The organism is Paraburkholderia phenazinium, from assembly GCF_900142845.1.
Lineage (GTDB): Bacteria > Pseudomonadota > Gammaproteobacteria > Burkholderiales > Burkholderiaceae > Paraburkholderia > Paraburkholderia phenazinium_A.
On the sequence record NZ_FSRU01000002.1, the window covers coordinates 3312731 to 3333959 of the forward strand.

General features: G+C 63.6%; 22 protein-coding genes. 17 read left to right on the forward strand and 5 right to left on the reverse strand.

What is annotated here, in order from left to right; all coding sequences use genetic code 11:
* Window positions 1-186 precede the first annotated feature (186 nt).
* Together BUS12_RS31845 and rpsU are read left to right on the forward strand one after the other, a co-directional pair.
* Window positions 187-1140, forward strand: coding sequence for an aldo/keto reductase (locus tag BUS12_RS31845; RefSeq protein ID WP_074301281.1), 954 nt, complete (start codon window positions 187-189; stop codon window positions 1138-1140).
* Window positions 1141-1443: 303 nt separating this feature from the next.
* Complete coding sequence (gene rpsU, locus BUS12_RS31850; RefSeq protein ID WP_074262890.1) at window positions 1444-1656, forward strand: 30S ribosomal protein S21; 213 nt, start codon at window positions 1444-1446, stop codon at window positions 1654-1656.
* A gap of 126 nt (window positions 1657-1782) precedes the next feature.
* On the opposite strand, the gene BUS12_RS31855 is transcribed toward rpsU, so the two are convergent.
* Both BUS12_RS31855 and BUS12_RS31860 read right to left on the reverse strand, forming a co-directional pair.
* Window positions 1783-2208, reverse strand: a complete 426-nt coding sequence (locus tag BUS12_RS31855; RefSeq protein WP_074301814.1) for a hypothetical protein — start codon at window positions 2206-2208, stop codon at window positions 1783-1785.
* A gap of 407 nt (window positions 2209-2615) precedes the next feature.
* Window positions 2616-3212 (reverse strand): DNA-3-methyladenine glycosylase I, encoded by a 597-nt coding sequence (locus BUS12_RS31860; protein ID WP_074301282.1) that lies wholly within the window; start codon window positions 3210-3212, stop codon window positions 2616-2618.
* 158 nt (window positions 3213-3370) lie between these two features.
* Here BUS12_RS31860 and BUS12_RS31865 point away from each other — a divergent pair, with 158 nt between their 5' ends.
* Together BUS12_RS31865 and BUS12_RS31870 are read left to right on the forward strand one after the other, a co-directional pair.
* The gene (locus BUS12_RS31865) at window positions 3371-4267 is read left to right on the forward strand and encodes a glucosamine kinase nucleotide-binding domain-containing protein (RefSeq protein WP_074301815.1); all 897 of its coding nucleotides are present in this window, start codon (window positions 3371-3373) and stop codon (window positions 4265-4267) included.
* 29 nt (window positions 4268-4296) lie between these two features.
* Window positions 4297-5118: a Cof-type HAD-IIB family hydrolase gene (locus BUS12_RS31870; RefSeq protein WP_074301283.1), complete on the forward strand. Its 822-nt coding sequence runs from the start codon at window positions 4297-4299 to the stop codon at window positions 5116-5118.
* A gap of 13 nt (window positions 5119-5131) precedes the next feature.
* On the opposite strand, the gene BUS12_RS31875 is transcribed toward BUS12_RS31870, so the two are convergent.
* A complete protein-coding gene (locus tag BUS12_RS31875) occupies window positions 5132-5836 on the reverse strand; it encodes a histidine phosphatase family protein (protein ID WP_074301284.1) in 705 nt (234 codons plus the stop codon).
* Between the two features lie 177 nt (window positions 5837-6013).
* Window positions 6014-6757, reverse strand: a complete 744-nt coding sequence (gene aqpZ / locus BUS12_RS31880) for an aquaporin Z (protein WP_074301285.1) — start codon at window positions 6755-6757, stop codon at window positions 6014-6016.
* 295 nt (window positions 6758-7052) lie between these two features.
* Here aqpZ and BUS12_RS31885 point away from each other — a divergent pair, with 295 nt between their 5' ends.
* A complete protein-coding gene (locus tag BUS12_RS31885) occupies window positions 7053-7355 on the forward strand; it encodes an H-NS histone family protein (protein ID WP_074301286.1) in 303 nt (100 codons plus the stop codon).
* A 221-nt stretch (window positions 7356-7576) separates the two neighbouring features.
* On the opposite strand, the gene BUS12_RS31890 is transcribed toward BUS12_RS31885, so the two are convergent.
* Window positions 7577-8641 carry a glycosyltransferase family 4 protein gene (locus BUS12_RS31890; protein WP_074301287.1) on the reverse strand — a complete coding sequence of 355 codons (1065 nt, stop codon included), beginning with the start codon at window positions 8639-8641 and terminating at the stop codon, window positions 7577-7579.
* A gap of 731 nt (window positions 8642-9372) precedes the next feature.
* On the opposite strand from BUS12_RS31890, the gene flhD reads away from it, so the two are divergent.
* From flhD to cheY, 12 genes are all read left to right on the forward strand, one after another.
* Entirely contained in the window at window positions 9373-9693 is a 321-nt protein-coding gene (flhD, locus tag BUS12_RS31895) for a flagellar transcriptional regulator FlhD (protein ID WP_074301288.1), read from the forward strand.
* Window positions 9694-9753: 60 nt separating this feature from the next.
* The gene (flhC, locus tag BUS12_RS31900; protein ID WP_074301289.1) at window positions 9754-10317 is read left to right on the forward strand and encodes a flagellar transcriptional regulator FlhC; all 564 of its coding nucleotides are present in this window, start codon (window positions 9754-9756) and stop codon (window positions 10315-10317) included.
* Between the two features lie 179 nt (window positions 10318-10496).
* On the forward strand, window positions 10497-11357 hold the full coding sequence (gene motA, locus BUS12_RS31905; RefSeq protein WP_074301290.1) for a flagellar motor stator protein MotA: 861 nt from the start codon (window positions 10497-10499) through the stop codon (window positions 11355-11357).
* A gap of 24 nt (window positions 11358-11381) precedes the next feature.
* Window positions 11382-12389 (forward strand): flagellar motor protein MotB, encoded by a 1008-nt coding sequence (gene motB, locus BUS12_RS31910; protein WP_074301291.1) that lies wholly within the window; start codon window positions 11382-11384, stop codon window positions 12387-12389.
* 79 nt (window positions 12390-12468) lie between these two features.
* Complete coding sequence (locus tag BUS12_RS31915; RefSeq protein ID WP_074301292.1) at window positions 12469-12846, forward strand: response regulator; 378 nt, start codon at window positions 12469-12471, stop codon at window positions 12844-12846.
* 78 nt (window positions 12847-12924) lie between these two features.
* Complete coding sequence (gene cheA / locus BUS12_RS31920; RefSeq protein WP_074301293.1) at window positions 12925-15189, forward strand: chemotaxis protein CheA; 2265 nt, start codon at window positions 12925-12927, stop codon at window positions 15187-15189.
* 64 nt (window positions 15190-15253) lie between these two features.
* On the forward strand, window positions 15254-15769 hold the full coding sequence (gene cheW / locus BUS12_RS31925) for a chemotaxis protein CheW (protein ID WP_074301294.1): 516 nt from the start codon (window positions 15254-15256) through the stop codon (window positions 15767-15769).
* A gap of 42 nt (window positions 15770-15811) precedes the next feature.
* A complete protein-coding gene (locus tag BUS12_RS31930; protein ID WP_074301295.1) occupies window positions 15812-17692 on the forward strand; it encodes a methyl-accepting chemotaxis protein in 1881 nt (626 codons plus the stop codon).
* A 189-nt stretch (window positions 17693-17881) separates the two neighbouring features.
* On the forward strand, window positions 17882-18832 hold the full coding sequence (locus tag BUS12_RS31935) for a CheR family methyltransferase (RefSeq protein WP_074301296.1): 951 nt from the start codon (window positions 17882-17884) through the stop codon (window positions 18830-18832).
* Window positions 18829-19620 carry a chemoreceptor glutamine deamidase CheD gene (cheD, locus tag BUS12_RS31940; protein WP_074301297.1) on the forward strand — a complete coding sequence of 264 codons (792 nt, stop codon included), beginning with the start codon at window positions 18829-18831 and terminating at the stop codon, window positions 19618-19620. The genes BUS12_RS31935 and cheD overlap by 4 nt, the downstream gene beginning before the upstream one ends.
* Before the next feature lie 5 nt (window positions 19621-19625).
* Window positions 19626-20720: a protein-glutamate methylesterase/protein-glutamine glutaminase gene (locus BUS12_RS31945; protein ID WP_074301298.1), complete on the forward strand. Its 1095-nt coding sequence runs from the start codon at window positions 19626-19628 to the stop codon at window positions 20718-20720.
* Window positions 20721-20832: 112 nt separating this feature from the next.
* Window positions 20833-21228, forward strand: a complete 396-nt coding sequence (gene cheY / locus BUS12_RS31950; protein WP_074301299.1) for a chemotaxis response regulator CheY — start codon at window positions 20833-20835, stop codon at window positions 21226-21228.
* Window position 21229 lies beyond the last annotated feature (1 nt).

Consider the following 21229-nt stretch of genomic DNA (forward strand, 5'->3'; position numbering starts at 1 on the left):
GGCGCAGGAAAAAAAAACTTGAGGGACTTTGTTCAATTCGGACCCAATTGTTTTACGGCGAATTACGCCGTCGGCCGGTCGGAGGCCGCCGTGCGACGCCGGTTGGCCGAGTGTCGGGGTGCGACGCAGAGCTTGAAAAGTCGGCGTATTCTTTTTCTCTCTCTAGTCGAAAACCTTGGAGAAATCATGCAGAAGAGAAGGATCGGCAATTCAAAATTGCAGGTTGCGCCGCTCATGTTCGGCGGCAACGTGTTTGGCTGGACCGCCGACGAAGCGACTTCGTTTGCCATACTCGATGCGTTCGTGGACGCCGGCCTCGACTTTATCGATACCGCGGATGTGTATTCCGCCTGGGTGCCGGGCAACCAGGGCGGCGAGTCGGAAACGATCCTCGGCAAGTGGCTTCGCCGCAGCGGCAAGCGCGACCAGATCGTGCTGGCGACCAAGGTGGCGAAGCATCCGCAGCGTAAGGGGCTGTCCGCCGGCAACATCCAGGCGGCCGTCGAGGATTCGCTGCGGCGTCTGCAAACCGACTACATCGACGTGTATTTTTCCCACGAAGATGCGCTCGATACGCCGCTCGCCGAAACGCTCGGCGCCTATCAGCGGCTGATCGAGGCGGGCAAGGTGAGGGTGGTCGGCGCGTCCAACTATAGCGGCGCGCGTATCCGCGAGGCACTGGCGGTGTCGCGCCAGCACGGGCTGCCCGAATATCAGATTATTCAACCCGAATACAATCTCTACGACCGCGAGGCTTACGAAACCGACCTCGAACCGGTTGTGCTGGCCGAGCACCTGAGTTCGGTCGTGTACTACAGCCTTGCAAGTGGCTTTCTATCGGGCAAGTACCGTTCGACGGCCGATCTGGCGAAGAGTGCGCGCGGCAGCCGGGTCGAGAAATACCTGAACGAGCGCGGCACGCGGATCCTCACGGCGCTCGATACCGTGGCGGACCAGCACGGCAGCACGCCGGCCGCCGTGGCGCTGGCGTGGCTGATCGCCCGGCCTAGCGTGACGGCGCCGATCGCCAGCGCGACCTCGGTGCAACAACTGGAGAGTCTCACCGCGGCTGTCCACCTGATGCTGACCGGCGCCGACATGCGCCTGCTGGATGACGCAAGTGCCTGGCGGAATGGCTAAAATGGTGGTAGGCACGGTATTTTCCTGATATCATCGGGAGTGAATTGAGATCTTTGCCTGTTTCGTCTGCTCTTGGGTAGACGAAGCGGCAACAGACGCGGCGTTTGGCGATGTGCGTCTGCCCGCGTTAAGCGGTGAACTCCCCACCTCTCTTTTCCGGCCTCCGTGGCCGCTTGCCTCTCGCTTCGTGCATGGTTTCGTTTTCCTGTTATTGGCCATGAAATCGAAGCGACCGGAGGACCGGCGCGTGAGCGGTATGCCGCCGCGCAATTACCCGTATCCAGCGATTTAGTTAGGAATTACATGACGACGATTCTTCTGAAGGAAAACGAGCCGTTCGAAGTGGCGATCCGCCGCTTTCGTCGCGCAATCGAAAAGAACGGCCTGATCGCAGAACTGCGTGAACGCCAATCGTACGAAAAGCCGACGACGGCCCGTAAGCGCAAGAAAGCGGCTGCTGTGAAGCGCCTGCACAAGCGCCTGCGCAGCCAACAGCTGCCGAAAAAGCTGCACTAAGCACGCTTTTCAAGCACAGCCGAACGGCGGTGTGAGCTTCGTAAGAAGCCACATCGCCGTTTTGCTTTGTGCGCTTATTTTGCCTTGTGCGTTTGCTTTGTAGGGTGCGATGCCGCCCGGCCGCCCTCAGGCGGCGTTCTTCAACTGGGCGGTGGACAAGCCGAACTGACGAGCAATCGACACCAGCCGCTCGTGCCATTCCCACGTGCCGAAGACATCGTGCACGTTTTGCAGGCAACTAAGCAGCTCGACGGTGGCGGGGTCGAAGATATTGATGTGTGCCCGCAGCAGCGCCTTTTTCAGCGCGACGATGCCGACATCCATATAGGCGGGCACTTCCGCCGGCGTCTTGCCGATATAGCGAACCGGAATGCCTTCCATCGCTGTCATGTAATCGCGCGGCTTGATGAAGCTGCCGACCGGGCAGCCACCGCAGTAACCCCGATAGGCGCCGCCGCCGCGCGGCAGAAGCGCGGCGCGCCCTTGCCCGTCCAGATGGCTGGCGGCCCGGTCGAATATCTCCTGATGAGTCAGGAAGTCTGGATTTTTCATCGTTGTTCTCCCCTGCGTCTGCGCGCAGCGGTCAATCATGGGTGGTTCGAGCGACGTGGCCGCCCTTCAATTGTTATAACGACTGAATCAGGTAAAAACGTAGCGGTGTAGCGCACATAGGCGCAATTTTGACATGAAGGAGCGAGATGCGGGTTCCGGGCACTTCCTGCAAAGGCAAGCTGGGTAAGGCTCCGGCCTGGTGACAGGGCCGCGCTCGGGACTTTCCCGCAGACGCTGAGTTTCGCGCCCGAAGTGTGGCGAAAACCACACGGGATTGGGCCAGGTGTCGAGGCGTCCTCAAGCGGCGCTCGGCTGACCTCTGGGTCCGCTCCTGGGTCGCCTTCGGTGCCTCTCGATATGTCCTCAGGTCACCCTCGGTTTGCCGGCAGTTCAGCCTCGGTCCGCCCTCAGCCCGCCTTCCGGTTGCGCCCCTTTTTACCGAGCGCCGCGCAGCGGGCGCGGCAGTCGCAATCCGTTTGATGGTCGTTGACCATGCCGACCGCCTGCATGAACGCGTAGCAGATGGTCGTGCCGACGAACTTGCAGCCGTAGCGCTTGAGTTCCTTGCTGAGGGCGTCCGAGATTTCGGTCGAGGCCGGCGCATGCTGGTACGAGGCCCATTCGTTCTGGATCGGCGTCTGATCGACGAAGGACCAGATGAAATTGGCCAGCGAGCCGTGTTCCGCCTGGATCTGCTGCACCGCGCGCGCGTTGGTGATGGCCGCCTCAATCTTGCCGCGATGGCGCACGATGGATTCGTCGAGCACCAGCGCATCTACATGCTTCGGCGTGAAGCGGGCCACCTTGTCGATCTCGAAGTCCGCGAACCCCCGACGATAGCCGCTGCGCTTGTTCAGGATCGTGGACCACGACAGTCCGGCCTGCGCGCCCTCCAGCACCAGCATTTCGAAGAGGTGCCGATCGTCGCGTGAAGGCACGCCCCATTCGGTGTCGTGGTAGTGTGCGAGCGCTTCGCTCGTTGCCCAGTTGCATCGCTGTGTCACGTTCCGGCTCCTGCTTGGTCATGTGTCGAAATCCCGGTTTGTCCGGGCTCTGCCAGCATATCGGAACGCTCTCGCGCTGCAACTAGGCCGTTCGGCCAGTTGCCGGATCGAAATGGACCTGCCACGCTATGCGGCAACTCTTCACTGATAGTCATTCGATGAACACAGATCTCTTTCTCATCGGCGTCGACGGCGGCGGCAGCGGCACGCGCGTGGTGCTCGGCGACGCGCACGGCCGCGAACTGGCGCAGGCGGCAAGCGGGCCGTCTGGCCTCGGACTCGGTATCGAGCGCGCCTGGCAGTCCATCCAGGCGGGTTGCGCCGAAGCGTTCAACCGGGCCGGCGTCGCGCCGCAATGGGAGCAGTGCGTGCTCGGTTGCGGGCTCGCCGGGGCCAATAATCGCGACTGGCTCGCCGCGTTTCGGGCGCAGGCGCCAAAGCTGGCCGGGCTTGCCGTGGAGAGCGACGCCTACACGACATTACTAGGCGCGCACGGTGGCGCACATGGCGTGATCGTGACGCTCGGCACCGGCAGCATCGCCGCAGCGGCGGACGGCGAGGGCGAATGCCGCATCGCCAGCGGTTTCGGCTTCCCTTCGGGGGACGAGGCAAGCGGCGCGTGGCTCGGCTTGCGTGCCATCGTCCACGCGCAGCAGGCGCTCGACGGCCGCGTCCCGCTGGACGAGTTCGCGCAGGCGTTGCTCGAACGGGTGGGGGCGCACGACCGCGACAGCCTGATCGTCTGGCTGTGTACGACCAATCAGACCGCTTACGCGAGCCTCGCGCCGGTGGTGCTTGCTCACGCGGGCCATCCGTTCGTCGCGCGCCTGCTGGCCGAAGCGGGCGAGGAAATCGGCAAGATGATTGCGGCGCTGGATCCGTCCGGCACGTTGCCGGTTGCCCTCTGCGGCGGACTCGGCGCGCCGCTGCGCGCTTACGTGCCGCAGCGTTATGAGGTGCGCTTGCGTGCGCCGCTGGCCGACTCTGCGCACGGCGGTTTGCAACTGGCGCAGCGCGAAGCGGCGACGAAAGCCTTGAAAGCGACGCTAAAATAGACCCCTTTACGCCGCCGGCCGCCCACACCATGTACAAAGTCATCGCCACCGATCTCGACGGCACCCTGCTCAACGGCGACCATCAGCTCGATCCGTTCACCGTCGCCACGGTGCGTCGGCTGGAGGCGGAGGGTCTGCACTTCGTCATCGCGACGGGCCGCCACTACCGTGACGTGGCGGGCATTCGCGACCTGCTGGGCATCCGTCCGTACCTGATCACGTCGAACGGTGCGCGCGTGCACGCCCCGGACGACACGAGAATCTACGCGGACGATCTTCCGCCCGCCGCCGTCCATCGCCTCGTGCAGCCGGAGATTGTCGGGGCGCACGGCCGGGTGATCGTCAACCTGTTCGCCGATCAGGAATGGCTGATCGACCGCGAAGCGCCGGAATTATTGCGCCTGCATCAGGATTCGGGCTTTGGCTACGCAGTGACCGATTTGCAGCGGCACGACGGCGCCGGTATCGCCAAGGCCCTGTATATCGGCGAGACCGCCGACCTCGCGGCGGTCGCGGCAAATCTGCAACGCGAGTTCGGCGACGCGCTGTACGTCACCTACTCGCTGCCGGATTGTCTTGAAGTCATGACATCGAATGTGTCGAAGGGCCGCGCGCTGAAGTTTGTGCTCGAGCGCCTCGGCGTGGATGCCGCCCGCTGCGTCGCGTTCGGCGACAACATGAACGACATCGACCTGCTGGAAACCGCCGGCCATCCGTTCATGATGAACAACGCCAATCCGGACCTCATCACGCGTCTGCCGAATGTGCCGCGCATCGGCAACAACTTCGACGCGGGCGTCGCGCATCATCTGCGCAAATTATTCGCCCTGAACGACGAAGTGGCGTCGTAAGGCGCCGCTGATGTCAGGGCGCCGCGCCTGATGCGGCCGCCGGCGGCAGCGCGGCGCACGGGCAATCCGTGGATCGTCCGTTCAACCCCTCCACGCTATGCTGGAACGTCGCGTGCGGCGTGCCGTCTTGCCAGTCGAGCTTGACGATATAGATGCTGTCGAAGTCGTCGCTGTGCCACTTCGGGACATCGCTGGCGTTGCCGCCATGGGCGCTCACGATCTGCCGCACCAGCTTCTCGATCAGCTTGTGCTCCCACGCCACCACCACCAGCTTGTTGCGATACGCGGGGTCGACCAGCGCAGCGCCCAGTTTGTCGATCTGCGCAAAGCCATAAGGCGTTTGCACAGGTAGCTGGAATTGAATCGCGGTGGGCTCGATGGTTGCCAGCGGGCGGACGTAGTAGTACGGGTGTCCGCTGTCGTCCTTCTGCTGGCCCGGGTCGGGCGCGAAGATCGCATCGGGTTTGCCGAACTTGGCTGCAATGACCGCAGGCAGCGCCAGCGAGCGGTTGAGGCCCTGGCAATCGAGCTGGCCGAAGCCCTGCGCCGGCTTTTCGCCGTGACGGACGAACACCAGTGTTTCAACGGGATGTCCGGCCACTGGCGTGTCGGCCACAGGAGCGCCGGCCGCATGCGCCGTGGCGGGCAGCAGCGCCGCACCGCACGAAGCGGCGAGCCAGAGTGCGGCGCCAGACAGGAATCGGCGGGAACGGGTCATCGGGAGCCTCTTTGCGAGCCGTATGAAAGTCGGACGATTCTAGCAGTGCCCCTCTGGTTTGCTGCGGATCGGTCGCAGGACCGGTGGCGGCAAAAGCAAAGCGGGCGCTGTAGCGCCCGCTTTGCCGATTAGCCCACCAATGCGTCAGCCACTACGCATAGCGTCAGCTACTACGCATCAATCGGCCAGCGCCGCGCGCGAGTTGCCGGTTGCGCGATTTTCCGCGATGGCCGGGTACAGGAAGCCGGCAATGACCGCGCCGAGGATGGGCGCCACCCAGAACAGCCAGAGCTGGTCCACCGCCGCGCCGCCGACGAACAGTGCCGGTCCCGTCGACCGCGCTGGATTGACCGAGGTGTTGGTGACCGGAATCGAGATCAGGTGGATCAGCGTCAGGCACAGGCCGATGGCGATGGGCGCGAAGCCGGCCGGCGCGCGCTTGTCGGTCGAGCCCAGAATCACGAACAGGAAGACGGCGGTCATCACCACTTCGCAGACGAACGCGGCCATCAGCGAGTAGTGGCCCGGCGAGCGGTCGCCGTAGCCGTTGCTGGCGAAGCCGCTTGCCACCAGGTCGAAGCCCGGCTTGCCGGTGGCGATCAGGGACAGCACCAGCGCGCCGAGCACCGCGCCCACCACCTGCGCGACGATATACGGCACGAGGTCGCGCGCCGGGAACCGGCCGGCCACGGTCAAGCCGACGCTCACCGCCGGATTCAGGTGGCAGCCCGAAATGTGGCCGATGGCATACGCCATGGTCAGCACCGTCAGGCCGAACGCGAACGAAACGCCCACGAAGCCGATCCCCAGCCCGTGTACCGGGCCGGCGAAATTAGCGGCGAGGACGGCGCTGCCGCAGCCCCCGAGGACAAGCCAGAAGGTGCCGAACAACTCGGCCGCGAGGCGCTTTGACAACTGCATGATATGGAATCCTAAAAAGTTTGACTTGCTGGCAGCGGCACAGGGTTATTCAGGTGCACACCTCCGAGCGCGAAATTTTAGGCAAATATCGTCGAATCAGGTGTCAAGAATTGTCAATGTGGTGGTTTGTGGCCGGGATTATTTCGCGGTAAAGCACAGACTGATTTAACAATTCACGCGGCATTAATAAATTATCAGACGATTTCGTGAATTGTGAGTATTAGTGTCCATTGCGAAATTCGCTAATTGCGGCTAGTCTCCGTGACAATGCGTTCTACAAAAAGGGAGAAGTGAAATGTCGCAATATGCAGAGCTTAAGGCGCAGATCGCCAGATTGCAGGCGCAGGCGGACGAAGCGCGGCGTACCGAACTCGGCAATGTGATCGAGGAGATTCGCGGCAAGATCGCCGAATACGGCTTGACGGCCCAGGACCTGGGCTTTGCCGTCGCGGCGCGGCGCGGCCGCCCGCCCAAGAAGGCGCCGCTGCCGCCGCGGTACCAGGATCCGAAGTCGGGCAACACGTGGAGTGGGCGCGGCAAGCCGCCCAAGTGGATTGCCGGCAAGAATCGCGAGCGCTTTCTGATCGAGCAGGTTTAGTCGCAATAGATCATTTTCGCTGTGAAAGCTTCCTGAAGGTTAATGACGCCCGGGAGGCTATTCGTTGCGCAATATGTATCAGATTTGTGGCGGAATTTACCGGTTAAAAAAGCCGCCTTTCAAAGGCGGCTTTTAGAAGATGCGGGGCTTATCGACGCGTTTGCGCTCGCGCAAACGATTCACATAGGGTTTTTCCGCGCAATCCAACGCCCGGAGACGCTTCAACCCACTGCGACACGGCGCAACAGCGGGCGGCGTTCCGCTTCGATAAGCGCGGTATAGCCGTCCAGATAGTTTTGCGCCATGGTCTTCGCGCTAAAGCGGCGCTCGAACTGGGCGCGGATATCCGTACGCGACAACTCGTCCAGCCGTTGCAGGGCGGCCACGGCGCCTTGCACGTCTTCCACGACAAAGCCCGTCACGCCGTGATCGATCACCTCGGGTACCGAGCCGCGGTTAAAGGCGATCACGGGCGTGCCGCACGCCATCGATTCGATCATCACCAGCCCGAACGGTTCGGACCAGTCGATCGGAAAGAGCAGCGCCTTGGCGCCCGACAGGAACTCCGGCTTCTGCGCTTCGTTGATCTCGCCGACGAATTCGACGTGCGCCTGCGACAGCAGCGGCTCGATCTCCGTCTTGAAGTATTCCTGGTCGACCTTGTCCACCTTGGCGGCGATCTTCAGCGGCAAACCGCTTTGTGCAGCGATCTTGATAGCTGTATCGACGCGCTTCTCCGGACAGATACGGCCGAGGAACGCCAGATATTCGGGCTTCTTGTGCGGCTGCGGCGTGAGCAGTTGCGCCGGCAGGCCGTGATAAATCGTGTTGAGCCAGTTCGCCTGTTTGAGCGGCAGGCGCTGCGAATCGGAGATCGACACCACCGGCGCTTGCGAGAAGGTGTCGAAGATCGGCTGCAGCTCGGGCAGGTCCAGACGGCCGTGCAGCGTCGTGACGAACGGCGTGTCGAGCGTCGAGAACAGCGGGAACGGCAGATAGTCGAGGTGGAAGTGCAGCACGTCGAATTCGTGAGCGATGCTGCGCACCCGCTCCATCAGCAGGACGTGCGGCGCCATGGCGTCGCGCACCGTCGGGTCGAGGCGCAGCGCGCGCGGCCAGGCCGCTTCGAGCTTGGCGGAGGTGACCGAATCGCCGCTCGCAAACAGTGTCACATCGTGGCCGAGCTCGACCAGCGCTTCGGTCAGGTAGGACACGACACGTTCGGTGCCGCCGTAGAACTTCGGCGGAACAGCTTCGTATAAAGGCGCGATTTGTGCGATTCGCATACGTACTCTCCTTTGTAGACCGGGGTGAGCGCCTGGCGCTTTACTCCGGTCCCGTGCAACATGGTTGCGGTCATAACGGCTTCGCACAGCGGCGCCCGGATCGAGCGAGGGGCGAATGCCTTGCGGACGGTCGGGCGCGGTCAGCCCGCCGCCCAGAGGCAACCCGTCATTGCATCGGGTTATCCCTTAAGGCCATTATCGGGATCGGCCGACGCAATTCGAGTTGTTTTTCAAACACTTAATGTTGTTACAGCGCGAAACATGCTGCGTTACAGGTCGCGAAGCCTTCTCTACAGCGGTTTTCCGGGATCGCAGGTCGGCAGCATGACACCCCTCAGCAAGGCATGTGCCGCAGCCGGGTGGGATCGCGTCTGGCGGCTCGCAATGCGTCGCGCATAACGAGCGCGTGTTGCCGCAGTGTGAAAAGCATCTATAATCCGGCCTCACCGGTGACGGTGCGTGAAACGCACCGGATTCGCGCACCGGTCGTGCCCCCAAATCCCGCCTGAGCTTTCAACCCTCTTTCAGATCGCCACTTTGTAGGAAAAATTCCTACATCATTTATGGATGAATCCGTCATCCAGATGGGGTGTCTGTCCGATTTCCGTTCGCTTTCCCTTTGGACACAATGCTGGCAAGACCATAAACGGGCCGTTCGGGCGGATGTAGTGCGCGCGATCGAGCAAACGTTTCCGTAACGGCCTGACCAGCCAGATCGACTCGGGGGAATCATGAGCACCACAAGTGACATGCTCAATGAGATAAGGGAAGTGAATCTTTCTTATCTCCTGCTCGCTCAGCGTCTGCTGCGTGAAGACAAACCTATGGGCATGTTCCGCATGGGCATTTCGGATCAGTTGGCCGACGTCATTGCCAATCTGTCTCTGGCGCAGACCGTCAAGCTGGCCGCATCCAGCCAGGTGCTATGCCGCTTCCGCTTCGATGACCACGCTGTCCTGTCCACGCTTGCGGACAAGGGCAAGACCAGCGCCATTTCTCAGGCGCATTCCGCGATCCTGATGGCTAGCCAGCCCGTCGAGCAGATCGGCTGATGCCGGTACTCCACGGCAGCAATGCCAACCAGCACGACCAGGATGCGGGAAGCCAAGCGGATGGCCACTAAAAGCGTAATTCTCGAAGTCAGGGAAATCACCCTGGCGATCGAACTGATCGAACTCGGCGCGCGCCTGCAATTGCTCGAGGCCGAGACGAGCCTGTCGCGCGACCGGCTGATCAAGCTGTACAAGGAATTGAAGGGGGTCTCGCCGCCCAAGGGCATGCTGCCGTTCTCGACGGACTGGTTCATGACCTGGCAGCCGAATTTCCATTCCTCGCTGTTCTACAACATCTACCGCTTCATGGCCGACCACGGCGGCTGCGAGACGATCCAGTCGATCGTCAAGAGCTACCGGCTCTACCAGGAACACGTCAAGCTGCACGACGACGAACCGGTGCTCAGCCTGACCCGGGCGTGGACCCTCGTGCGCTTTTTCGACTCCGGCATGCTGCAGATGACGCCGTGCTGCCGCTGCGGCGGCCACTTCGTCGCGCATGCGCACGACCCGCAGCACGCCTTTGTCTGCGGACTGTGCCAGCCGCCCTCCCGCGCCGGTAAGACAAAGAAAGTTGCCGAAGCGAAGGTGCGCGCGAGCCAGCTCGCCGAACTGGAGCTTTGAGCCGCGGGGCGGGCACGCCCGCCCCGCTTGCAGCGCAGCCCGGCGCCCCGGCTGGGCCTCTACCGCGTGCCTGTGGTTTACACCGGCTCTCCAACTTGCTTTTCCACCAAAGTTTTCCGCTCCGTTGCCGTAAACCAGTTTAACGACGGTCTCCGTCGCTTCCTTGTGAGGGCTCGGCTGTGCTGATTTTCGTGGGAACACTCGTGACGCTGTTGTCCGTTTTCGGCGGTTATGCGCTGGAAGGCGGTCATTTGGGCGCGCTGCTTCAGCCAGTCGAATTGCTGATGATCGGGGGCGCCGGCGTCGGCGCGTTCGTTCTCGGCAACGGGATGAAAACCATCAAGGCGACGCTGGGCGTGCTTCCGACCCTGTTCAAGGGGTCTAAATACAACAAGGATGTCTACATGGAGCTGATGGCGCTCCTGTACGTCCTGCTGGCCAAGGCGCGCAAGGAAGGCACGCTGACGCTCGAAGCCGACATCGACGATCCGTCGAAGAGCCCGATCTTCACCCAGTATCCGAAGATCCTCGCCGACAAACACATCATCGAGTTTCTGACCGACTACCTGCGTCTGATGGTCGGCGGCAACATGAACGCTTTCGAAATCGAAAGCCTGATGGACGAGGAAATCGAAACCCATCACACCGAGGGCGAAGCCCCGGCGCATGCGCTCGCCAAGGTCGGCGACGCGATGCCGGCGTTCGGCATCGTGGCGGCGGTGATGGGCGTGGTGCATACCATGGCCTCCGCCGACAAGCCGCCTGCGGTGCTCGGCGAGATGATCGCCCAGGCGCTGGTCGGCACCTTCCTCGGCATTCTGCTTTCGTATGGTCTGATCGGGCCGCTCTCGAGCGTCGCGGAACAGCGCGTCGCCGAGTCGACCAAGATGTTCCAGTGCATCAAGGTGACGATCCTCGCGAGCCTGAATGGCTATGCGCCCGCGATCGCCGTCGAATTCGGCCGCAAGGTGCTCTTCTCGACTGAACGCCCGTCGTTCAGCGAGCTGGAAGAGCACGTGCGCCGGGTGAAAGCCAAGTAACCGCACAGGCCAGGGACCGGATCGATGAGCAAGGACAAAGACCGCGCGATTGTCGTCAAGCGCGCCGCGCCGAAGAAGGCGGGCCATCACGGCGGAGCGTGGAAGCTCGCCTACGCGGACTTCATGACCGCGATGATGGCGTTCTTCCTGCTGATGTGGCTGCTCAGCTCGGCGACCACCGTGCAGTTGCGCGGCATTGCCGACTACTTCAACCAGCCGCTGAAGATCACGCTGTGGGGCGGCGACCGCAGCGCCGAGGATTCGAGCATCCTGAAGGGCGGCGGACGCGATATCTCGACGGATCAGCAGGGCATCACGCGCCAGAGCGACGGTTCGATGAATCGCGCCGAGCGTACCGCCGCGCACAACGACGAAGACGCCGTGAAGCAGATGCAAGGCGAGCTCGAGCGCCAGGAACAGGTCCGCCTGCACGACCTGCAGATCAAGCTGATGGCCGCGATCGAAGCGAACCCGGTCCTGCGCCAGTTCAAGCAGCAGATCCGCATCGATTCGACCTTGACGGGGCTGCGCATCGAGATCGTGGACTCGCAGAAGCGGCCCATGTTCGACACCGCCAGCGACGAGGTCCAGCCGTACATGCGCGACATCCTGCGCGAAATCGGTCACACGCTGAACGACGTGCCGAACCGCATCATCGTGCAAGGCCACACCGACGCCGTGCAGTACGCCGGCGGCGAAAAGGGTTACAGCAACTGGGAGCTGTCGGCAGACCGCGCGAACGCGTCGCGCCGCGAGCTGATTGCGGGCGGCATGGACGAATCGAAGGTGATGCGCGTGATCGGCATGGCGTCGTCGCAGAACCTGAACAAGACCGATCCGCTCGACCCGGAGAACCGTCGTATCAGCATTCTCGTCCTGAACAAGAAGTCGGAGGACGCGATGATGCACGACGATTCGACCACGACGACCTTGTCGGACGACGCAGCGGGCTCGGCACAACAGCCGCTGCTGCAGCAAATTGCGCAACCGGTGACGGTTGCTCCAAAGGCGCCCGGCGTGGCGCCGAAGTGAAGGACATGATCGCCCGGCCCGCGCAGCCGCTCACGCGGCGCGCAGCCGGGCGATCCATAGTGAGCGCAGCGAGGTTTTAATGATCAGGCACATTCTGGCAATCGACGACTCGGCAGCGATGCGGCAGATTCTCTCCGCGACGCTGACGACAGCCGGCTATCAGGTGACGCTCGCGGCCGACGGCGAAGAGGGTCTGGAGAATGCGCTGGCGACGCCGTTCGACCTCGTGCTGACGGATCAGCATATGCCGGGCAAGACCGGTCTCGATCTGATCGCGGCGCTGCGCGGCAACCCGGCCTATCAGGTGACGCCAATCCTCGTCCTCACGACGGAATCCGGCGAACCCTTCAAGGCGGCGGCGCGAGCGGCGGGGGCGACGGGCTGGATCGAAAAGCCGCTCGACCCCGACATGCTGACCGAACTGGTCGCAGCGCTGGCCGAGTCAGGTAACGCCTGAACTCATCCACCATTTACAGAAGCATAGAAGCGGCACGGCAGCCAAAGCCTAGACAGGATCTCTCGCGGTGACCCAGGCATGACACTCGACATCACTCAGTTCTATCAGACGTTCTTCGACGAAGCGGACGAACTGCTCGCGCAGATGGAGCAGTTGCTGCTCAATCTGGACATCGGCCATCCCGATCCGGAAGACCTCGCGGCCATTTTCCGCGCGGCCCACTCGATCAAGGGCGGTGCGGCGACGTTCGGTTTCACCGCGCTGACCGAAACGACCCACATTCTCGAATCGCTGCTCGATCGCGCGCGCAATAACGAACTCGTGCTGCGCAAGGACATGATCGACACGTTCCTCGAAACCAAGGACGTACTGTCCGGCCAGCTCGCGGACTACCGCGCGAGCGCCGAGCCGGATGCGGCTGTGGCGAAGGCGATTTGCGCCAAGCTCGACCAGCTCTATAAGGAAAGCCTGGGACAACCGGCTGCCGCCACACCGGCTCCGGTCGAAGCCAGCGCACCGGCGCCGGCCGCGTCCGCCGCCGACGAAGGACATCCGCCCGAACACGTCGTGCAGCAGGCTGTCGAGGCTGCCGGCGAACTGGCGGGCAACGAACCGGCACAGACCGGCGCAGCAACAAGCGGGACCGCCGGCGCAGAGGGCGGCCCGCATCTGAAAATCACGCTACGGGGTGTAGGTGAGAAGGACCAGGAACTGCTGGCCGAAGAGCTCGGCAACCTGGGGCATATCGTTGGGCAGGTCAAGGCAGGCGGCGATCTGACGCTGTGGCTGCAGACCGATGTCACGTCCGACGACATTATCGCCGTGTGCTGTTTCGTGATCGACGACAGTCAGATCCTGATCGGCCGCGGCACCGCACCGGCGGATGAATCGCAGCAAGGCGAACCTGGAACGCCTGCCGCTGCGGAGCATGCTCCGGCGCCTGCACCGGCACCGGCCCCCGCGCCGGTTGCCGCGCCGCAGGCAAGCGTTGCAGCACCGTCGCACGAACTGTTCAGCGCGCCGGCGGCCACGCCGGCGCCGCCGCCTGCTCCCGCGCCCACGGCCGTTGCACCGGCGCCGGCGCCCGCCGCAGCGCCGGCCGCGGCCGGCGGCGAGAACGACCGCAAGGCGCGCCCGGCTGCGGCCGGTGCGGCCGAAGGCAGTTCGATCCGCGTCGGCGTCGAGAAGGTCGATCAGCTGATCAACCTCGTCGGCGAACTGGTGATCACGCAGGCCATGCTGGCCGAGACCACCAGCACCTTCGATCCGGCCTTGCACGACCGCCTTTTCAACGGCATGGCGCAACTGGAGCGCAATGCCCGCGATCTGCAGGAAGCGGTGATGTCGATCCGCATGATGCCGATGGATTACGTCTTCAGCCGCTTCCCGCGTCTGGTGCGCGATCTGGCGGCGAAGCTCGGCAAGGAGGTCGAACTGGTCACCTTCGGTCAGGCGACCGAACTCGACAAGAGCCTCATCGAGCGGATCATCGACCCGCTCACCCACCTCGTACGCAACTCGCTCGACCACGGTATCGAAACCGTGGAAGCGCGCCGCGCCGCAGGCAAGGATTCGACCGGCCAGCTGGTGCTGTCGGCAGCGCATCACGGCGGCAACATCGTCATCGAAGTGAGCGACGACGGCGCCGGTCTGCGCCGCGACAAGATTCTCGCGAAGGCGGCCAAGCAGGGCATGCAGGTCAGCGAAAGCATGACCGACGACGAGGTCTGGAACCTGATCTTCCTGCCGGGCTTCTCGACCGCCGAGCAGGTGACCGACGTGTCGGGCCGCGGCGTCGGCATGGATGTGGTGAAGCGCAACATCCAGTCGATGGGCGGCCACGTCGAAATCAGCTCGCAGGCAGGCAAGGGCAGCACCACGCGCATCGTCTTGCCGCTCACGCTGGCGATTCTCGACGGCATGTCGGTGAAGGTCGGCAACGAAATCTTCATTCTGCCGCTGAACTTCGTGATGGAGTCGCTGCAGCCGCAAGCCGAAGACATCTACACGGTGGCCAACGGCGAGCGGGTGGTGCGGGTGCGCGGCGAATACTTGCCGCTCGTCGCGCTGCATGAAGTGTTCTCGGTGGAGGACGCCAAGTCGGAACCGACCCAGGGCATCGTCACCATCATGCAGACCGAAGGACGGCGCTTCGCCATGCTGATCGACGAACTGGTCGGCCAGCAGCAGGTGGTCGTGAAGAATCTGGAAACGAATTACCGCAAGGTGCACGGCATTTCCGCCGCGACCATCCTCGGCGACGGCAGTGTCGCGCTGATCGTGGACGTGGCGGCGCTGAACCGCGAGACGCGCAATGCGCACGGCGCAATGAGCCTCGCTTAAGCCGCGCGCAAGCTCGGGCAACTTTTTACTTAACTTATTTCATCCCAACCGTTTGGGGGCTAACGTGGCAGAAGTCCAATCCATCAATTCGAGCGTCGGCCGCCGCGATGCGCTGCAGGCAGATGCCGGCGGTCAGGAATTTCTCGTCTTCACGCTCGGCGCGGAAGAGTACGGCATCGACATTCTCAAGGTGCAGGAAATCCGCGGCTACGACAGCGTGACGCGCATCGCCAACGCACCGGATTTCATCAAGGGCGTGATCAATCTGCGCGGCATCATCGTGCCGATCGTGGACATGCGCATCAAGTTTCATCTGGGCCGGGTCGAGTACGACCACCAGACCGTCGTGATCATCCTGAACGTCGCGCATCGCGTGGTCGGCATGGTGGTGGACGGCGTGTCGGACGTGCTGACGCTGCAGATGGACCAGATCATGCCGGCGCCGGAATTCGGCGCCACGCTCACCACCGAGTACCTGACGGGTCTCGGCACGGTCGACGGCCGCATGCTGATCCTGATGGACATCGAAAAGCTGATGACCAGCCGCGAAATGGCGCTGATCGAGTCGCTCGGCGGCTAAAGCCGCCAGCGTGCACATGACGGGACAACAGGGAGCATCAAGATGCTAAGCAGGTGGTCGATTCGTACATCGTTGACCATGGTCGGGATCGTGCTGGCCGCGCTGACGATCGTGGTCGGCGCACTCGGCCTCACCGCGCTCAATCGCGCCAGCCAGTCGCTCGACGGGATTGCACGCGGCGATCTGGTGGCCATTCATGCGCTCGACGATGCGTCGGCGTACCTGTTGCGCTCGCGCGTCGCCATCGACCGGTACAACACGCTGATCGCCGCCGGCAAGGCCGACGAAGCGAAGACGGTGCTGGACCGGGGGCAGGAACTGCTCGGCAAGGGTAACGAGAGCTGGCAGACGTTTGTGGATGCGCCGAAGGCCGGCATCGACCAGGCTCTGCTCGACGATCTGTTGGCGCGCCGCGCGACGGTGATGAACGACGGCGTCAATCCGGAATTCGCGGCGCTGCACGCGGGCGACTCAGCCGCTTTTCACGCGATTGCCGACACTAAGATTAGCCCGCTCTTCATTGCCTACGACACGTCCGCTTCGGCGGTGGTGAAGGCCTTGCAGCAGCGCGCGGCCGATCAGCAGACGGCGGCGCAGTCGAACGTCACGCTGATGACCTCGCTGATCGTCGCGGTGGGCGTGTTCGCGCTGGTGATGGTGGTGCTGATCCGCTTCGCGCTGCGCGGCCTGATCGTGCAGCCGCTCAACGACGCCACCGAATGCTTCGAGCGGATCGCCGCGGGCGACCTGACGCATCCGGTGAACGTGTTCAGCACCAACGAAATCGGTCGCCTGTTCCGCAGCATCAAACAGATGCAGGACAGCCTCTCGACGATGGTGAAAGCGGTCCACACCAGCACCGAATCGATCGACACCGGCGCACGCGAGATCTCGATGGGCAACACCGATCTGTCGCAGCGTACCGAGCAGCAGGCCGCTTCGCTGCAGCAGACCGCCTCGAGCATGGAGCAACTGACCGGCACCGTGCGGCAGAACGCCGAGAACGCGCGCCAGGCGAGCCAGCTCGCGGTCAACGCGTCGGACATCGCCACGCGCGGCGGCGACGTGGTGGGCCAGGTCGTGCATACGATGCAGGACATCGCCACAAGCTCGAACAAGGTGGTGGACATCATCGGCGTGATCGAAGGCATCGCGTTCCAGACCAACATCCTCGCGCTGAATGCGGCGGTGGAAGCGGCGCGCGCCGGCGAACAGGGCCGCGGCTTTGCGGTGGTGGCCGGCGAAGTGCGCAGTCTCGCGCAGCGCAGCGCCAGTGCGGCGAAGGAAATCAAGGAGCTGATCGGCGACTCGGTGGACAAGGTGCAAAGCGGCTCGGTGCTGGTGGGCCGGGCAGGCACGACGATGGAAGAGATCGTCCAGGCCGTGCGCCGCGTGACCGACATCATGGGTGAGATCAGCGCGGCCTCGGAAGAGCAGTCGACCGGCATCGAACAGGTCAACCGCGCCGTGGTGCAGATGGACGAAGTCACGCAGCAGAATGCGGCGCTCGTCGAAGAAGCGGCCGCCGCGGCGGCTTCGCTCGAAGAGCAGACGCGTCAGTTGCAAACGGTGGTGGGCGGCTGGCGCGTGGAAGGCGGTCAGCGTGCGGCTCCGGTTTCGGCTTCTGCTACGCGCGGCAGCACGTCTGCGGCGCGCAGCAAGAGCGTGTCGCGTGCATCCACTGCGGCGGCGCCGAAAGCAGCAGCTACGCCGGCAAATGCAGCGGCCCATGCAGCGGCTCAACCCGCGGCCCATGCGGCAGCACCGGCTGCGCCGAAACAGGACGCAGCACGTACGGCCGCGCCGGCGCGCACCGAACCGGCGCTCAAACCCAGATCGTCGGCCGGCGCCGAACCGACCGTGCGCCCGGCTGCGGCAGGCGCAGCGGCGGTCGGCTCGGACGCGGACTGGGAAACGTTTTAAGGAATGGCAAGCAGATATGCAGGCTTTCGGCACCTCGCCCCGCCATGGGCGATTCATTGAAGGACGCTCACAAGGCGTGCTTCGTGCCGTCGGCCGGTTGGACACCGAGCTGGAAAAAATCGCGGGCGGGCGCGACCCCGCGATGCAAGTCCCTGCTGGGGACGCTTCGTATCGCAAGCAGGAAACCTCATGATGGCAACGCGCGCACAGCTTCGCCCCGACAAGGTGGAACCGGCCAAGGCCGGCGACCAGGGGCGTGATTTCGAATTCACTTCGGCGGACTTCGCTCGCATACGCGAGCTGATCCATCGCGGTGCCGGCATCTCGCTGTCGGACCACAAGCGCGACATGGCCTACAGCCGGCTCGCGCGGCGCCTGCGTGCACGAGGCCTCGACAGCTTCCGCGAATACCTCGACCTGCTCGAGTCGGAAAACGATCCGGCCGAGTGGGAGGCCTTCACCAACGCGCTGACCACCAACCTGACCGCGTTCTTTCGCGAGGCGCACCACTTCCCGATTCTCGCGGAGTTCGTCGCGAAACGGCCGGCGCCGGTCTCGGTGTGGTGCTCGGCGGCGTCAACCGGCGAAGAGCCGTATTCGATCGCGATGACGCTGATCGAAGCGCTCGGCGACAGCGCCGCGCGCCAGGCCACCGTGCTTGCCACCGACATCGACACCCAGGTGCTCGCCAAAGGCGAGGCCGGCATGTACCAGTTCGACCAGGTCAAGCATCTGTCGCAGGAGCGGCTCAAGCGCTTTTTCCTGAAGGGCACCGGCGCGCATGCGGGGATGGTGAAAGTGCGTCCCGAAGTGCGCGCCATGATCCGCTTCCAGCAACTGAATCTGACCGATCGCGATTACGCGTTGCGCTCGCAGTTCGACGCGATTTTCTGCCGCAACGTGATGATCTATTTCGACAAGCCGACCCAGGCGCAGGTGCTGTCGCGCTTCGATCCGCTGATGAAGCCGGGCGGCCTGCTGTTTGCCGGCCACTCGGAGAACTTCACTTACGTCACGCAGTCGTTCCGCCTGCGTGGCCAGACCGTCTACGAACTGACTCGCGACGGCGGCGGCGCACGCGCCCCGCAACGCAGCCAGACCCAACCGGCCCATTCGTCGACTAGCGGGGTGAGCGTATGAGCAGCGCTCTGCCGATTGCCACCAATCTGTATTTCGACAACCACTTCAAGCGCCCCGGCGTGAAGCTGTTGCCGAACGAGTTCTATACGACGAACGAAGACATGGTGCTGGTCACCGTGCTCGGTTCGTGCGTGGCGGCCTGCATTCAGGACCGCACGGCGGGCATCGGCGGCATGAATCACTTCATGCTGCCCGACGACGGCGCCGACGTCGGCCAGGCGGCCTCGGACTCGATGCGCTACGGCGCCTACGCGATGGAAGTGCTGATCAACGAGCTCATCAAGGCGGGTGGCCGGCGCGAACGCTTCGAGGCCAAGGTGTTCGGCGGCGCGGCGGTGCTGGCGGGCATGACGACGATGAACATCGGCGACCGCAACTCCGAATTCGTGCGCCGTTATCTGGCGCTGGAAAAAATCCGCATCACCGCCGAGGACCTGCAGGGCGGTCATCCGCGCAAGGTGGCCTTCATGCCGCGCACCGGCCAGGTGATGGTGAAAAAGTTGCGTCTGCAGCAGGAAGCAGGCGTGGCCGAGCGCGAACAGGCGCTCGCACGGCAAACCTCCGAACAGCGGGCCGAACGGCTCGCGCGGGCCCGGGAACGGGTCGAGTTGTTCGCCGCGCCGGCTACCCAGGCTGGGCGGCCACGTGTCGAACTGTTTGGCGCAGGCTCGACCGCGAATGCAGGATCAGGGACGAGCGCCGCTGCTGCCAAGCCGCGCATCGAGCTATTTGGCGCGAGCCCGCGCCCGATTAATTCAAACAACGCCAGAACCGCAGAGGAGGCGTGAGAGCTGTGCAAAAGATCAAAGTGTTGTGCGTCGACGATTCGGCGCTGATCCGCAGCCTGATGACTGAAATCATCAATGGCCAGCCGGACATGACCGTCGTAGCAACCGCGCCCGACCCGCTCGTCGCGCGCGAACTCATCAAGCAGCACAACCCGGACGTGTTGACGCTCGACGTTGAAATGCCGCGCATGGACGGCCTCGACTTCCTCGAGAAGCTGATGCGCCTGCGGCCGATGCCGGTGGTGATGGTGTCCTCGCTGACCGAGCGCGGCAACGAAATTACGCTGCGTGCGCTGGAACTGGGCGCGGTCGACTTCGTGACCAAGCCGAAGGTCGGGATTCGCGACGGCATGCTCGACTACTCCGAGAAGCTCGCCGACAAGGTTCGCGCCGCTGCGCGCGCCCGCGTGCGCCAGGCCGCACCGGTGCAGCACGCCGCGGCGGCCGGCCAGGCGGCGGGCCATGCCGCCACGCCGGCGCCGAACTTCAACAATCCGCTGCTGAGTACGGAAAAGCTGATCATCGTCGGCGCCTCGACGGGCGGCACCGAAGCGATCCGCGAAGTGCTGGTGCCGCTGCCGCCCGACGCGCCCGCCGTGCTGATCGCGCAGCATATGCCGCCGGGTTTTACGAAATCTTTCGCGCAACGCCTTAATGGCTTGTGCAGAATTACCGTTAAAGAGGCTGAGCACGGCGAACGTGTGCTGCCGGGACACGCTTATATCGCCCCTGGCCACGCTCACCTGTTGCTGGCGCGTAGCGGCGCGAACTATATTGCACACCTGTCCGACGACCCGCCGGTGAACCGGCATCGTCCGTCCGTCGACGTGCTGTTCCGTTCGGCTGCGCAGCATGCCGGCAAGAACGCAGTGGGCGTGATCCTCACGGGGATGGGCCGCGATGGTGCGGCTGGACTGCTGGAGATGAAAAAAGCAGGTGCGTATACGCTTGCGCAGGACGAAGCGAGCTGCATCGTGTTCGGCATGCCGCGCGAGGCCATCGCACTGGGCGCTGCCGACGAGATCGCCTCGTTGCCCGAGATGAGCCGGCGTGTCATGGCGCGCCTCTCGTCGATGGGCGAACGCGTACAGCGGGTATGATGCGCGGGCCTGAACGCAAGCGTCTTACCTGGGACCGCAGTAAGCGCCAAGGGCGCTCGCTCCGGTCGACACCGCACCACCTGGGATAAGGGTTAAGGGAAAGGGAATTGAAATGGATAAGGGAATGAAGATTCTGGTCGTAGATGACTTTCCGACAATGCGTCGGATCGTGCGCAATCTGTTGAAGGAACTGGGCTACTCGAACGTCGACGAGGCGGAAGATGGCGCAGCGGGTCTGGCGCGTCTGCGCAGCGGCAAGTACGACTTCGTGATTTCCGACTGGAACATGCCGAACCTCGACGGTCTGGCCATGCTGAAGGAAATCCGCGCCGACGCAAGCCTCACGCACCTGCCGGTGCTGATGGTGACGGCCGAATCGAAGAAGGAAAACATCATCGCGGCGGCGCAGGCCGGCGCGAGCGGTTACGTGGTCAAGCCGTTCACCGCGGTCACCCTCGACGAGAAGCTGAACAAGATTCTCGAGAAGATGGCGAAAACCGGGAGCTGAC